The sequence below is a fragment of the Microbacterium sp. KKR3/1 genome, from assembly GCF_021272365.1.
Lineage (GTDB): Bacteria > Actinomycetota > Actinomycetes > Actinomycetales > Microbacteriaceae > Microbacterium > Microbacterium aurugineum.
Window position 1 is genome coordinate 2,289,060 of sequence record NZ_JAJSDW010000001.1, and the last position, 14,186, is coordinate 2,303,245.

Consider the following 14,186-nt stretch of genomic DNA (forward strand, 5'->3'; position numbering starts at 1 on the left):
GTACGCGCCCCGCTTTACGCCTAGCCACCGCAATATGCACTATAGCCACCCTCTAGCATCCCTGCATCATGTTCGAAGAAGTTCCCACACGCTACGTCTCCCGTCGTGATCTGGGAGAAAAGCATTTCGCCAGAATAAGCCAGCGCGAACGAAAGGTTCCCGTAGCCCGCCCATTGGGATGCGTGCCGACTTTCATGTGCGAGCGTCGCTTCATCATCTGCTTCGCCATCCAGCACAGACTCGAGCGCTGCCTCACCACCGGTCACGAGGAAAACGCTCCCTAGTGTCGTCCCACCACGAGCTGGGATCTTGCTACCCGAGCAGACGAGGAGTGCGGCAGTGTCGCTGTACCCGCACTTCCCTCCGGCTAGCACTGCACTCCAATAGGCCACCGAGGAAGCTGGGAGATTGGCAATGTCTCGGAGGCCCTTGTTCTGCCCCATGAAATCGGTCATGAGAGTACCGAACCACGCGTAAATCCTCAGCCCAGGCCGAACGAGATCGTCCCTTGCCTCACAAACGCGGGGATTGAAGGCTCGGCAGGGATCGACTTGCCCGTTGATGATTCCGTCTTTAGCCAACGGCGAGGACGCTCCACGACAATCTGGAGACCCCCACTTACACCCGGTGCCTGTCGTCGTGACCGTTCTAGCGGGTTTCTGCGCGGCAGGTGGACGGATCCAGTTTCCGTGGTCGTCTGTGATCATCGGCCTCAAGCCACTGGGGTCGGACAGTGTGACTGGGTTGTTTGCGGAGTACGTGTACCCCGTGTTCTGCTGCGGAAGGTTCGCGTCGATGACAGGGTCGACCGAGAGGAACTTGCCGAGCACCGGGTCGTAGGTGCGTGCCCCGACCGTAGTGAGCGCCGAAGACGCAGTGACCGGCTTGTTCATGTAGCCGTTTCCATCCGCCCACATACCGCCCGCCATCGTGATGGGAGCACCGTAGGGATCACGGTAGTTGCGCTCGGTGACGCCGGTGTTGGCGACGGTCTGCGTGTCCACGCTGCCCTCCAGGTTGGTGAACAACCAGGTCATGGTGGTCCCTGTGGTTCCGGTCTTCGCTGAGCGCTGGGCGATGGGCTTGCCCTCCGCACCAGAATAGGTCCGGTAGCCGGCGACCACACTTGAACCGACAGCTTGAGACAGAACCGTGTCCCCGACGGTGAGCGAAGCGCCCTCAGTACTGCTCACGCGCAGCAGCAGCGACCCGTCTGCGTGATAGATGTTCGTCTGCGTGGCGCTGCCGGTGGCGACCTTGCTGACCTTGCCGACCTCGCTGAACGTCGCCTGCTGGCCAGGCCGTGTGGTCATGTTCCCGGCATCGTCGTACCCGTAGGTGCCCGGGTTGAAGCTGGCAGGCCCGGTGACCCCCGTGACCGCGTGTGGCCGAGCGGCTCCAGCTGCCGGGTACGTGTACGAAGCCGTGGAGACCGAACCTGTGCTCGAGTGTGTCGTGACGCCGGTCCGGTTTCCGGTCTGAGTGTCGTAGGCGTAGTCGATCCACATCGGAGCCAGGCCGCCCATCTTCGTTGCCATCGGAGCGGCATCGCAGGCTGTGGACGCGTTCGGTGTCCATGCTCGCGTGAGTTGACGGAGCCCGTCGTAGGTGTAGCAGGTCTTCTGTGTGGCCGTCGTCGGCAGCAGGGAGTCAATCGTGGAAGAGGTCACGTTGCCCGCCTTGTCACGCGTGTAGGTGCGGTCCGCGACGTAGTGTCCGGTGCCTCCGAACACCGCGTTGTCCTTGATTGCCATGACCTGGCCAGTCGCCTGGTCATAGCCGTAGGTGGAGTAGCCGCTGTTGCTGCCGTTGAGCCTATTGAACTGCGTCAGCTGACCGACGGGCGAGTACACCGTATTTGCGAGCACGATGGACGAGCCACGAACGCCGCTGAGCTGACCCAGAGAGGTATAGCTGTAGCGGATAACCTCTGAAGGGAGTCCGCCCATTGCCGGCACGGTCTTCGCCTGAAGAGTCGAGTCGGGGAAGTAGTAGAAATCGGTCTTGTAACTAGTACCCGCGAAGGCGGGTGCCCCTGCAGGGATCGACAGATTCGTGTTGAGCGGATTGCCGGCGGCGTCGTAGGCCCCGACTGTCGTCGTGTAGGCCTTGCCCGGTGTTCCAGGTGTGGAATCGGTGTACGAGGACGTGGTGGTGACGAGTCCTTTACTAACGGTGTCGTAGGTCCATGAGGCGAGCTTCGAGCCCGATGCGGTCCCGGCGTACGTGGCCGTCTTTCGATTGAGCTCGTCGTACGTCGTGGTGACGGTGACTCCGCGGGCGTCGATCGTCGATGTCATGTTGCCGACAAGGTCGTACGTCGCTGTGGACACTCCCGAATCCGCATCGTCTTGCTCGATCCGGTTGCCGAGCAGATCGTATGTCCAGGCCCATTCGTTGCCGGCTGGGTCGGTCATGCTCTCCATGTGTCCTGCGCCATCGTATGTGTAGGTGGTTGCCTGTCCGGTTCCGGAGATCGCACCGGAGAGGTACTGCACAAGTTTCGTCTTCTGCCCCAGCGAGTTGGTGAAGGTGCTGGTCGCAGTTCCGCCCGCCGGCGGAAAGGTGTCAACCCGGTCGGCACCGGAGTACGTGTTGACGGTCTGAGAGTGCAGACTTCCCACGTTGTTGAGCTTCGACGTCAGCGCGCGACCAACGGCGTCATAGGTCGTGATGACCTGCGACGGGATGTTGTTCTCACTGGTCGGAGTGAAAAACGCGGTGCCGGGCGTGATGGAATCGGTCCAGTAGTCGTTGTCGACGAAGTACTCGCGGCCTTGATGGTCGTAGTTCGTGGTCTTGATTACCGAGCCGCCACCCGAAGCTGCGGATTGGGTCTGGGTGGGGCGTGCGAGACCGTCGAATAGCTCGTACTTTGTGACAATGCCGCCACCGGTGAGGGTGTCAGTCTTAATCGCGTTCGGCGCAGTCTGTGACAGCGTGTACGTGAACGAGAGAGACGGCGTGGATGCACCCGTTTGCAGCGGCAACCACACCCTGCTGGTACGACCTAGCGCGTCGACCGTGATGGTCGTAGTGGAGCCGTTGGGGTCGACGATGGAGGTCTTCGCCCCGGTTGTCGGTTCGTAGGTGGTGGTCGTGTTCCACGAGAACGGGGCCGTGTTCGTCTCGACGGTGCTGAGCATGGGCGTCTTGGCTGCCGGCGTGTATGCAGTCGTGTTCGTGCGACCGAGAGCGTCCGTTGTCACCAGCGGGCGCCCGAGGGCGTCATAGGTGACGGTGCCGGTTATAGCCCAGTGAGGCTGGCCATTGTCGTAACGGTCCACCTTCTGCGTGTTGGTGGGCAGGCCACGGCTGGCCGCAGTTCCCCACGCGGCACCGTCGTACGTTGTCTTCTCGTCAGTTATCAAGTCCTGTGGGAACTGAGCCGAGCTAGCGTCGGCGCACGTCTTCGCGACAGAGCGGACCTGGCTGGGCAGCCCGAGCAGCCACTTCGTGGTGTTAGCGGCGGCGTAGGTCGTGGTCGTACATGTGCCGGGTGCGTCAGACGGGATGGTTGAGACGGTCAGCGGGTACCCGTACGTGTTGTCGAAGGTCGTGCGAGTTTCGAGGGTGCGGTTGCCACCTGTGGAGACCGGTTCGGTGGTGACCGTCTTCTGCACATTCGTCATCCGCGCGTTGCGGCTTCCGTCGTTCGATGTGATGGCGGACGCCCCGCCTCGCCCGCGGCGGAAAAGGCCGCGGTGACGGCGCCGGCAACGCCTTCGAAACCCTCCTCGCCACCCTCGGCATCACCCAGAAGAACGGCAAACCGTTCAAACCCACCACCCAAGGCAAAATCGAACGCTTCTGGCAGACACTGAAGAAGCACCTCGACGCACACCCGGCCACCTCACTGACCGAACTCCAAACCACCCTCGACCGGTTCCGCGACTACTACAACCACACCCGCCCCCACCGCGCACTCGGACGGAGAACACCCGCGTTCGCCTACCAACTCATCCCGAAAGCCGCCCCCACACCCACCAACGACCCGAACATCTGGCGCGTTCGCTACGACACCATCGACAACGACGGCAAAATCACCCTCCGCCACCACGGCAGACTCCTCCGCCTCGGCATCGGACGCGCCCACACCCGCACCGAGATCATCTGCCTCGTCCACAACGACGACGCCACCATCATCACCCTCGACACCGGCATCACCCTCGACACCGGCGAACTCCTCGCAGAATTCACCCTCAACCCCACCAAGAACTACCAACGCAAAAACGGCTGAACCCCCGAAACCGGGGGTTCAGCCGTTCACGATGTCCTGAGACATCGCACTGTGCGCGAGGGGGGACTTGAACCCCCACGTCCTTACGGACACTGGCACCTGAAGCCAGCGCGTCTACCATTCCGCCACTCGCGCGAGTGTCTCGTTCCGAAGAACTCAACTTCCCGAGGATATCACGCGATTTCACCCCCTGTTGCACACCCCGGAAGGCGGATCGGCGGCGTTCCCCCAGGACACCTGGCTACGATGTCCCTACCGGTCGGCATGCCAGAGGAGCCCAGTGGGACTACTTGACAGCTTTGAGAAGGGTCTCGAGCGCGCAGTGAACAGCGCGTTCGCGAAGACCTTCCGCAGCGGCATTCAGCCCGTGGAGATCGCTTCTGCGCTGCGGCGCGAAGCCGATACGAAGGCGGCTGTCGTGAGCCGCGATCGCATCATCGCGCCCAACAGCTACGTCGTGCGCCTGAGCGCGGACGATGCGGAGCGGATGCGCGGGCTCGGCGGCGCCCTGACCGATGAGCTGCTCGCGCTGCTGACCAAGCACGCCACCTCGCAGGGTTACAGCTTCGCCGGGCCGCTCGCGATCAACCTCGAAGCCGACGAGAAGGTCGCCACCGGTACCGTGCGCGTGAACTCGGGTTCGGTCGAGGGACGCGTCAGCTGGCAGGCCGTGATCGACGTCGATGGTCGCCGCCACGCGATCACCCGCGCCCGGACGGTCATCGGTCGCGGCTCGGATGCCGACATCACCATCGCGGATGCCGGGTCGAGCCGTAAGCACGTCGAGATCCTGTGGGACGGCGAGCGCGCCATGATGCGCGACCTCGGGTCCACCAACGGCACGAAGGTCAACGGCCAGAAGCTGCGCGAGGCCGCCCTCCCCACCGACACCACCATCACGATCGGACGCACCGACCTGGTGTTCCGCATCGTCCCCGTGGCCGCCCCGTCGCGCCCTGCGCCTCGCGGTGACGACGCCACCCGAGCGTTCGGAGCCCTCGGTTGAGTGAACTGATCCTCCTTCTCCTCCGCATCGGGTTCCTGGTCCTGATGTGGTTCTTCGTGTTCGGGGTCGTGTACTCGCTCCGGGCCGACCTGTTCGGGGTGCGCGTGCGCAAGCTCCCGGCCGAGGCGACCGCGGGAGCATCCGCCCCCGCACCGACACCCGCACCCACGTCGAAGCCGGCATCGTCGCGGGCCTCGACCGGTCCCGCCACGGTCGCGACGGCCAAGCGCCTCGTGATCACCTCAGGACCGAAGGCGGGCCTCGAGCTTCCGCTGAGCGCCGACTCCCTCACGATCGGTCGTTCCAGCGAATCCGCCCTGGTGATCCGCGACGACTACACGTCCAGCCACCACGCCCGGCTCATGCTCCGCGGCGACGCCTGGGCGATCCAGGACCTCGACTCCACCAACGGCACCTACGTCGCGGGCCAGCGCGTGAGCGGATCGCCCGTCGCCCTCTCGCTCGGCACACCCATCAAGGTGGGCGCCACGACCTTCGAGCTGCGAGCCTGACGCCGGCATGGTCTTCGAAGGCTCGAGCGTCGCGATCTCCCACACCGGGAAGGTCCGCTCCAACAACCAGGACTCCGGATACTCCGGGGCGAACCTGTTCGTCGTCGCCGACGGCATGGGCGGCCACGCGGGCGGAGACGTCGCCTCGAGCATCGCGATCCAACGCCTGGAGCCCCTCGACCAGCCGTACGAGTCGGCCGAGGACGCCCAGGCCTCGCTGCAGGCCGCTGCGACCACCGCGGCAGGCGACCTGATCCGCGCCGCGAAGGATCGTCCGGAACTGGCCGGCCTCGGCACGACCCTCAGCGCAATCATCATGGTCGACGAGTACGCGGTCATCGGCCACATCGGCGACTCCCGCATCTATCTGTACCGCGACGACGCACTCACGCAGATCACCGCAGACCACACGTTCGTGCAGCGCCTCGTCGACTCGGGCCGCATCACCCCGGAGGAGGCGCGCTACCACCCGCGTCGCTCGGTCCTCATGCGGGTGCTCAGCGACATGGACTCCGATCCCGAGCTCGACATGTTCGTCATGCACACGCAGCCCGGTGACCGCTGGCTGCTCTGCTCCGACGGACTCTCCGGCGTGGTCGACGAACCCCACATCCTCAAGGCGATGCAGCTCGGCCTCGCGCCCGGTCGCACCGCAGACAACCTCCTCAAGCAGGCCCTCGACGGAGGCGCGCCCGACAACGTCACGATCGTGCTGGTCGACGTGGGCGGACAGCATCCGATCCACTCGGGCACGCCCACGATCGTCGGCTCGGCGTCGAACCCCGACGGCGTCTATGTGCCTCCGGTACGCCCTCCGCGCAGCAACTGGCTGCACCCGGTGCGCCAGGCCGCGAACGAGCCCAGCCACTTCGAACCGGCCCCGGAGTACCTCGAGGAACTCATCGAAGAAGACCGTCGGCGCGCGAAACGTCGACGTGTCGGATGGATCGCGGCCGCGCTGCTGGTCGTCGCGATGCTCGCCTTCGCTGCGTTCGCGGCCTACAGCTGGACGCAGACGCGCTACTTCATCGGCGCCGACGAAGACAGCGTCGTGATCTTCCAGGGCGTGCAGCAGAACATCGGCCCGATCACCCTGTCGACACCGATCGAAGACACGGACATCCTCCTCGCCGACCTCCCGCCCTACCAGCGCGCCTCGGTCGAGCGCACCATCACCGCCCGCTCCCTGTCCGACGCCATGGCGATCGTCGACCGCCTCCGCACGGGCGCCGAAGCGAACGTCATCCAGCAGACCCCTCTGCCCACACCGATGCCCACACCGAGCGAGACGCCCGCCGGAGGTGAGGGATGAGCACCGACGTCCAGGCGGACACCACCGTCATCAAGGCCCTCAAGCGCCTCCGCATGCCCCAGACGCAACGCAATCGCGAGTTCTGGCTGCTGCTCTTCGCCTGCGCGATCAGCGGCGGCGCCCTGACGCTCGTGCAACTGGGCGCCCTGGGTGTGATCGACCCGATGATCCTCGCGATCGGCGGTGGCCTCGCCGCCCTCGCCTTCGCGCTCCACATCGTGCTGCGTTTCGTGGCCTCGGACGCCGACCCGTTCGTGGTCCCGATCGCCACGCTCCTCACCGGCCTCGGCATCGCGATGATCTACCGGATCGACATCGCGTTCAAGAACACCGGCTGGGACGCCTACTCCACCAAGCAGCTCGCGTGGACGGCGATCTCACTCGCCGGCGCGATCGCGGTCGTGATCCTGCTGCGCAACTACCGGATCCTGTTCCGGTACACGTACATCTTCGGTCTGGCCGGAATCCTCCTCCTGCTGCTGCCGTTCGTCCCGGGGCTGCGGATCGCCGATGCCAACGCGGCCGTGTGGGTCTCGCTCGGCGGCATCTTCGCCTTCCAGCCCGGAGAGCTCGCCAAGATCTGCCTGGCGATCTTCTTCGCCGGGTACCTGGTGCGCACTCGCGAGAGTCTGACCTCGGTCGGCAAGCGGGTCCTCGGCATCACCTGGCCCCGCATGCGCGAGCTCGGGCCGGTCCTGGTGGTCTGGCTGATCTCGCTCGGCATCATCGTCTTCCAGCGGGACCTCGGCACCGGAACCCTGATCTTCGGGATGTTCGTCGCGATGCTCTACGTCGCGACCGGCAAGACGAGCTGGGTGCTCATCGGCCTCGGCCTGGTGGTCGCGGGCGTCGCACTCGCGACGCAGATCCTCAGCTACGTCCAGGGCCGCTTCACCAACTGGCTGTTCCTCTTCGATGCCGGCCGCGTCGACCCGGACGGCGCCGGCTACCAGCCGATGCAGGGCCTGTTCGGTCTCGCGCGCGGTGGACTCATCGGCACCGGATGGGGGCAGGGACGCCCCGAGGTCACTCCGCTCGCCCACAGCGACTACATCATCACCAGCCTGGGTGAAGAGCTCGGCCTGATCGGGCTGTTCGCGATCCTCTGCCTGTACATGGTGTTCGTCAGTCGGGGCATGCGCATCGGCCTCGCCGGCCAGGACGACTTCGGCAAGCTGCTCGCCACCGGGTTGTCGTTCACGATCGCGCTGCAGGTGTTCATCATGGTCGGCGGCGTCACCCGGCTCATCCCGCTGACCGGCCTCACCACGCCGTTCCTCGCCGCGGGCGGATCCTCGCTCGTGGCCAACTGGCTCATCGTCGCGCTGTTGCTGCGCATCTCCGACGGCGTCCGCCGCCAGCCGAGGGTGGTGATCGGATGACCAAGGAATTGCGCCGACTCAGCATCCTGATGCTGTTCATGTTCGTCGCGCTGTTCGCCGCGACGAGTTGGATCCAGGTCGTCGAGGCCGACAGCCTCGCTCAGAACAGCCACAACAAACGCACCCGGCTCGACAGCTACGAGATCCAGCGGGGCGCGATCATCGTCGACGGTGCCACCATCGCCAACTCGGTGCCCAGCGACGACCAGTACCAATTCCAGCGGGTCTACACGGATGCGCCGATGTGGGAGCCGGTGACCGGCTACTTCAATGCGGCACTCGATTCACGAACGGGCATCGAGCAGGCGATGAACGCCGACCTCTCCGGCACCGGGGCGAACGCATTCCTCGGTGAGGTCGAGCGCATCCTCTCGGGCCAGCCGCAGCGCGGCTACAGCGTGGAACTGTCGCTGAACACGGCGGCGCAGAAGGCCGCTTTCGACGCACTGGGCGATCTCCAGGGTGCCGTCGTCGCGATCGAGCCGAAGACCGGCCGGATCCTCGCGATGGTCTCGAGCCCGGGGTTCGACACCAACCTGATGGCGACCCATGATGCGGACTCGGCGAACGCCACGTACGAGCAGCTCAAGGCGGACCCGTCGAAGCCGTTGTCGAACCGGGCCATCGCGGGCGACCTCAACCCTCCCGGCTCGACGTTCAAGGTCGTCGTCGCCGCGGCGGCCTACGCGAGCGGGGACTGGACCCCGACCTCGACCCTCCCCAACCCCGTGTCCTACACGCTCCCCGGATCCTCGAACCGGGTGTCCAACGCGTGGGGCGGAAAGTGCGGCCCGGGGACGACGGTCACGATCGCAGAGGCGATCCGACTCAGCTGCAACATCCCGATGGCGGAACTCGCGGTCGAGCTCGGCGACGACACGATCCGCGAGATGGCGGAGAAGCTCGGGTTCAACAAGTCCTTCGAGACACCGCTGGAGTCGACGCCGTCGAGCTACCCGCGGGCGCTCGACGACGCGCAGACCGCACTGACCGGATTCGGCCAGGGCCAGGTCACCGCGACGCCGCTCCAGATGGCGATGGTCTCGGCCGGCCTCGCCAACGATGGTGTCGTGATGAACCCGCGGATGGTGGATGCCGTCATCGGTAACGACCTCTCGGTCATCAAGGCTTTCGAGAACAGCGAGTTCGGCCAGGCGATGGATGCCGACGTGGCGAACGACGTCACCGCAGCGATGGTCGCGAGCGTCGCTACGGGCGCGGCCCAGGGTGCAAGAATAGACGGGATCGACGTGGCCGGTAAGACGGGCACCGCAGAGAACGGAAACAGGCCGCACACGTTGTGGTTCACCGGTTTCGCACCGGCGAACGACCCCGCGGTCGCAGTAGCGGTCGTCGTCGAAGACGGCGGCGGACAGGGACAATCAGGAAGTGGCGACACCATCGCCGCTCCGATTGCGAAGAAGGTCATAGAGGCGGTGCTGGGCAGATGAGGCCGACGCAGGGTGTGTCGTTCGGTGGTCGTTACGAGCTGCAGTCGCGTATCGCGATCGGTGGCATGGGCGAGGTGTGGGAAGCGACGGATCACGTCATCGGACGTACCGTCGCCATCAAGATCCTCAAGGACGAGTACATGGGGGACCCCGGGTTCCTCGAGCGCTTCCGCGCTGAGGCTCGGCATGCCGCCCTTGTCAACCACGAGGGAATCGCCAGCGTCTTCGACTACGGCGAGGAGAACGGCAGCGCCTACCTCGTCATGGAGCTCGTGCCCGGCGAGGCGCTCTCGACCGTGCTCGAACGCGACGGCGCGCTGAGTGCCGACAAGACGCTCGACATCGTCGCCCAGACGGCATCCGCTCTGCAGGCGGCCCACGCGGCCGGCCTCGTGCACCGTGACATCAAGCCGGGAAACCTGCTCATCACGCCCGACGGCCGCGTCAAGATCACCGACTTCGGCATCGCGCGCATCGCCGACCAGGTCCCGCTCACCGCGACGGGCCAGGTCATGGGCACCGTGCAGTACCTGTCGCCCGAGCAGGCGTCGGGTCACCCGGCCTCTCCGGCGACCGACACCTATTCACTGGGTATCGTCGCCTACGAGTGCCTGGCGGGCAAGCGTCCGTTCACGGGTGAGTCGCAGGTGGCGATCGCCATGGCGCAGATCAACGAGCAGCCTCCGCCGTTGCCGCCGACCGTTCCGATCCCGGTGCAGAACCTGGTCATGGCGATGATCGCCAAGAAGCCCAGCGACCGCCCGTCCTCCTCCGCGACGGTGGCGCGTGCTGCCCAGGCGCTGCGTCGCGGTGACCTGAACTCCGCCGCGATCGCCGTCCCGGCCATCGCGACCGGTGGCATCGCCGGAGACGACGACGCCACCCGGATGCTGACGGCTTCCGGCGACGACGGCACCACCCGCATCCTTCCCACCACCGCTCAGCTCCCCACCGAGGAAGCCGCGGAGGAGGAGAAGAAGAAGCGCAGCCCCTGGACCTGGCCGCTGATCGCGCTGATCGCGCTGCTGGTGATCGTCCTCGGCGGCACGGTGTGGGCGATGCTGGCGAATCAGCAGGGCGAGGCGGATCCCACGGGCTCACCGACGCAGAGCTCCACCCCGCCGAACACGCCGTCGGAGTCTCCGACGCCCGAGGTGACGCGCGTCAACGTGACCGCACTGAACCTCGTCGGCATGGACTGCGCGACGGCGACGTCCACGCTCACCGAGGCCGGTTTCGACAAGGTCACCTGCCCGGAAGGCGACGCGGCTCCCACCGACGCCGAGGTCGGCAAGGTCTACGACGTCTCCCCCCGGGGGAACGTCGAGACCACGCAGCCGATCACGCTCACGATCTACGCCGGTCGCGCCGCCCTGCCGACCCCGACCGACGCTCCCACCATCACCGGTGATCCGATCGCCGGCAGCACCGTGACGATCGCCTGGGGCACCGGCTTCACCTGCCCCAGCGGCACGACGCTCTCGGGCTACGTGGTCTCCCTCCAGAACGGCACGTTCGTGTCGGGCGGGCCGAACTTCCAGCCCACGCAGCGCAACACCCAGGTGAAGGTCGCGGACGCCGTGGGCCAGCAGCTCATCGTCACGTACCAGGGGTTGTGCTCCGGCGGCGACCAGCGCACGTCGGCCGCATCGCCCCCGCTCTCGGTCCCGATCGTCGCGGCACCCGATCCGGGCGACGGTGATGAGGGCGGCGATTCCGCCGAGTAATCTGTAGTTCAGCGCAGTAGCAGTCGTTTCCAGGGGGGTAGTACGTGTCCACAGAGCCACGAGTCATCGCGGGACGTTACCGCGTCGACGAGCTCATCGGGCATGGCGGTATGGCCAAGGTCTACCGCGGCTACGACCTCACCCTCGGGCGCGAGGTCGCGATCAAGATCCTCGACGCCGAGCTGGCCCGCGACACCACGTTCCGCACACGCTTCCGCCTGGAGGCGCAGGCGGCATCGAGGATGTCCCACCCCTCCATCGTGCGCGTGTACGACGCCGGGGATCCGTCCGCGACCGACTCCTCGTCCGACGAGCCGCCGTACATCGTGATGGAACTCGTCAAGGGCACCCTCCTCAAGGACATCATCTCCGCCGGCCCCGTGCCGGTGGAGGACGCGGTCCGCTACGTCGACGGCATCCTCGAAGCTCTGGACTATTCGCACCGAGCAGGAGTCGTCCACCGCGACATCAAGCCGGGCAATGTGATGGTGACCGACAAGGGTCAGGTCAAGGTGATGGACTTCGGTATCGCCCGAGCCGTCTCCGACTCGTCGTCCACCGTGGCCGAGACCACCCAGATCATCGGGACCGCCGCCTACTTCTCGCCGGAGCAGGCCAAGGGCGAGCCCGTCGACGCGCGTGCCGACCTCTACTCGACCGGCGTCGTCCTGTACGAGTTGCTCACGGGACGCCAGCCGTTCCGCGGAGAGTCGCCGGTGGCGGTCGCCTACCAGCACGTCAGCGAGACACCGGTCCCGCCGACCGAGGTGAACGAAGACGCCCCCGGCGCCCTCGACCCGATCGTCCTCCGTGCCCTCGCGAAGGATCCCTACCAGCGCTACCCGGATGCCGCGCACTTCCGCGCCGCCCTCGACGCCGCCGTCGCCGGAGACGCACCGACGCGCAAGCAGCTCGGAGCGCTCACCAGCGAGCTGTACGGCCCGAGCCCGCGACAGGCACAGGAGACGGCTCGATCCCTGCGCCAGCTCAGCTCCGACACCACGATGACCCGTACCCAGTCCGGCCCTCCGGTGGCGTGGATCTGGGCGGGGGTCGCCCTCCTCGCGGTGCTGCTGGCGTCCGTGCTGTTCTGGGTCGTCACGATCAGCATGCGACCGCCCGAGGTGCCCAGCACTTCGCGCATCATCCCCAACCTCGAGAACGTCTCCGCGGAGCGCGCACAGGATGAGCTGGCGAAACTCGACCTGACCTCGAAGATCGTGATCGAGTCGAGTCCCGAGATCAGCGAAGGCAACGTCATCCGCACCGACCCCGAAGCCGGCGTCTCGGTGGAGGAGGGCACCACTGTGACCCTCCACGTGTCCTCCGGCGTCGAGACGGTCACCGTCCCGAAGATCGAGGGCATGGGATTGGACGACGCCACGAAGGCGTTGACGGCGGCGGGCCTCGAACTCGGTACCGTGGTCCAGCGCAACGACAAAGCCCTGGCCGAGGGCACCGTCATCTCCGCCAGCGAGAAGGCCGAGACCGAAGTTTCTCCGGGCACAGTGGTGAACCTGGTCGTGGCGAGCGGGAAGGTCACGCTGACCGATGTCGTCGGCTGGACCGTCGACGCCGCCACGACGAACCTCACCGACCTCGGTCTCAACCCGGTGGCGGTGGAAGACGCGGAGTGCCCCGCCACCGAACCGACGACCGTGAATTCGATGTCGGCGGCTCCGGGCGATGTCCCGGTCGGCTCCACCGTCGAACTGCGTTACTGCAGCGGCAGCTGATCGGGTTCCGAGGCGTCGGCGCGCCGACCTCAGCGTGAGAGCGGGTGCAGGCGCTCCGATCGGGCGACCGCGTTCGTCGCACCGCACAGCTCCAGCCAGTTCGCCAGAAGCCGGTAGCCGCCTTCTGTCAGCACGCTCTCGGGGTGGAACTGCACGCCGTACAGCGGCAGCTCGCGATGTGCGAGCCCCATCACGGTGCCGTCCTCGGTCCATGCGGTGACCGTGACCTCCGGAGGAAGGTCGGCCTCCGCGAGCGTCAACGAGTGATAGCGGCCGGCGGAGAACGGTGAGGGGATGCCGGCGAACAAGGCGGATCCGTCGTGCCTGACGGCCGAGACCATCCCGTGCATGAGCTCCGGCGCCGCACTGACCGTCGTGCCGAGGGCTTCGCCGATCGCCTGGTGCCCCAGGCACACGCCGAGCGTCGGTACTCCGAGCCGAGCGGCGATGCGGACCGCGGCGATCGATGCCCCGGCATCGGCCGGCGCTCCGGGTCCGGGCGAGAGCAGCAGGGCGTCGTGCGAGAGGAGCATCGACTCGAGGGCCTCGGAGTCCAGGGAATCGGACTCGACCATCAGGGTCTCCGCCCCCAGCTCGTGCAGATAGCCGACGAGGGTGTGCACGAAGCTGTCGTGGTTGTCGACCACGAGCACTCGGGTCATTCGACGTCGACCTCGCCGGGGGCGACGATCGGGCTCACCCACGGGAAGACGTACCAGAACAGGCCGTACAGGACGGCGGCGATGACGACGAGCAGGATGAGCACGCGCAGCCACCACGGGCCGGGCAGCAGGCGCCAGAGTGCGGCGTACATCAGTCT

General features: G+C 66.4%; 11 protein-coding genes and 1 tRNA gene. 8 read left to right on the forward strand and 4 right to left on the reverse strand.

What is annotated here, in order from left to right; genetic code table 11:
* Window positions 1–20: 20 nt before the first annotated feature.
* The gene (locus LVJ59_RS10885) at window positions 21–3,632 is read right to left on the reverse strand and encodes an RHS repeat domain-containing protein (RefSeq protein WP_232763026.1); all 3,612 of its coding nucleotides are present in this window, start codon (window positions 3,630–3,632) and stop codon (window positions 21–23) included.
* Between the two features lie 167 nt (window positions 3,633–3,799).
* Here LVJ59_RS10885 and LVJ59_RS18175 point away from each other — a divergent pair, with 167 nt between their 5' ends.
* Complete coding sequence (locus LVJ59_RS18175) at window positions 3,800–4,240, forward strand: integrase core domain-containing protein (RefSeq protein WP_374199072.1); 441 nt, start codon at window positions 3,800–3,802, stop codon at window positions 4,238–4,240.
* A 52-nt stretch (window positions 4,241–4,292) separates the two neighbouring features.
* Here LVJ59_RS18175 and LVJ59_RS10895 read toward each other — a convergent pair.
* Window positions 4,293–4,375, reverse strand: a tRNA-Leu gene (locus LVJ59_RS10895).
* A 145-nt stretch (window positions 4,376–4,520) separates the two neighbouring features.
* On the opposite strand from LVJ59_RS10895, the gene LVJ59_RS10900 reads away from it, so the two are divergent.
* From LVJ59_RS10900 to pknB, 7 genes are read left to right on the forward strand one after another with little or no spacing between them, the layout of a single operon-like run.
* Window positions 4,521–5,246, forward strand: a complete 726-nt coding sequence (locus tag LVJ59_RS10900) for a DUF3662 and FHA domain-containing protein (RefSeq protein WP_232763028.1) — start codon at window positions 4,521–4,523, stop codon at window positions 5,244–5,246.
* The gene (locus LVJ59_RS10905) at window positions 5,243–5,758 is read left to right on the forward strand and encodes an FHA domain-containing protein (RefSeq protein ID WP_232763029.1); all 516 of its coding nucleotides are present in this window, start codon (window positions 5,243–5,245) and stop codon (window positions 5,756–5,758) included. Before LVJ59_RS10900 ends, LVJ59_RS10905 begins: the two co-directional genes overlap by 4 nt.
* A gap of 7 nt (window positions 5,759–5,765) precedes the next feature.
* Window positions 5,766–7,070 carry a PP2C family serine/threonine-protein phosphatase gene (locus LVJ59_RS10910; protein WP_232763030.1) on the forward strand — a complete coding sequence of 435 codons (1,305 nt, stop codon included), beginning with the start codon at window positions 5,766–5,768 and terminating at the stop codon, window positions 7,068–7,070.
* Window positions 7,067–8,452, forward strand: coding sequence for an FtsW/RodA/SpoVE family cell cycle protein (locus LVJ59_RS10915; protein ID WP_047522058.1), 1,386 nt, complete (start codon window positions 7,067–7,069; stop codon window positions 8,450–8,452). Before LVJ59_RS10910 ends, LVJ59_RS10915 begins: the two co-directional genes overlap by 4 nt.
* Window positions 8,449–9,903, forward strand: coding sequence for a penicillin-binding transpeptidase domain-containing protein (locus tag LVJ59_RS10920; RefSeq protein ID WP_232763031.1), 1,455 nt, complete (start codon window positions 8,449–8,451; stop codon window positions 9,901–9,903). Before LVJ59_RS10915 ends, LVJ59_RS10920 begins: the two co-directional genes overlap by 4 nt.
* Complete coding sequence (locus LVJ59_RS10925; RefSeq protein ID WP_232763032.1) at window positions 9,900–11,630, forward strand: protein kinase; 1,731 nt, start codon at window positions 9,900–9,902, stop codon at window positions 11,628–11,630. The genes LVJ59_RS10920 and LVJ59_RS10925 overlap by 4 nt, the downstream gene beginning before the upstream one ends.
* Window positions 11,631–11,674: 44 nt before the next feature.
* Complete coding sequence (gene pknB / locus LVJ59_RS10930) at window positions 11,675–13,366, forward strand: Stk1 family PASTA domain-containing Ser/Thr kinase (protein WP_308191507.1); 1,692 nt, start codon at window positions 11,675–11,677, stop codon at window positions 13,364–13,366.
* Window positions 13,367–13,395: 29 nt separating this feature from the next.
* On the opposite strand, the gene LVJ59_RS10935 is transcribed toward pknB, so the two are convergent.
* Together LVJ59_RS10935 and LVJ59_RS10940 are read right to left on the reverse strand one after the other, a co-directional pair.
* Window positions 13,396–14,028: an aminodeoxychorismate/anthranilate synthase component II gene (locus tag LVJ59_RS10935; RefSeq protein ID WP_232763033.1), complete on the reverse strand. Its 633-nt coding sequence runs from the start codon at window positions 14,026–14,028 to the stop codon at window positions 13,396–13,398.
* Window positions 14,025–14,180, reverse strand: coding sequence for a hypothetical protein (locus LVJ59_RS10940; RefSeq protein ID WP_165875400.1), 156 nt, complete (start codon window positions 14,178–14,180; stop codon window positions 14,025–14,027). The genes LVJ59_RS10935 and LVJ59_RS10940 overlap by 4 nt, the downstream gene beginning before the upstream one ends.
* Between the last annotated feature and the right edge of the window lie 6 nt (window positions 14,181–14,186).